Here is a 586-nt window from a genome sequence, read left to right on the forward strand (position 1 = left end):
CAGCAGACTCCGACGTGCCGGTCTTCGAGAACCGCTTCCCGTCCCTGGCCGGCGACACCGGCCGCTGCGAGGTCGTGGTCTTCAGCGCCGAGCACGCCTCCTCATTCGGCTCGCTGCCGGTATCGCGCATCCGCCACATCGTCGACGTCTGGGCCGACCGGACCACCGAACTCGCGGCCCGGCCCGGGATCGAGTACGTGTACTGCTTCGAGAACCGCGGCGTCGAGGTCGGCGTCACCCTGCACCACCCGCACGGGCAGATCTACGCGTTCACCTTCGTCCCGCCCCGGATGCAGAAGATGCTGGACGTGGCAGTGGCGTACCACGAAAGCACCGGCGGCTGCGTGGCGTGCGACTCGCTGGCGGAGGAGAAGGCTGAGGGATCGCGGATCATCACCGCGGGGGAGTACTTCACTGCCTACGTGCCCTACGCCGGACGGTGGCCGTTCCAGGTGGACATCGTGCCGAACCGACACGTGCCCGACATCCCGGCACTGACTTCGGCCGAGCGCGACGAACTGGCCGCCATCGGCAAGGACTGCGTGCAGCGGCTGGACACACTGTTCGACGGCCCGATGCCGTACAT

1 protein-coding gene is annotated in these 586 nt (G+C 68.1%); it reads left to right on the forward strand.

Annotation, left to right across the window (positions count from 1 at the left end; translation table 11 throughout):
* On the forward strand, positions 1 to 586 hold a 586-nt coding region (gene galT, locus GWK61_RS55055), incomplete at both ends, for a galactose-1-phosphate uridylyltransferase (protein ID WP_194922362.1).

Origin of the sequence: Catenulispora rubra (genome assembly GCF_015356825.1) — a bacterium.
In the GTDB taxonomy this organism is placed as follows: domain Bacteria; phylum Actinomycetota; class Actinomycetes; order Streptomycetales; family Catenulisporaceae; genus Catenulispora; species Catenulispora rubra.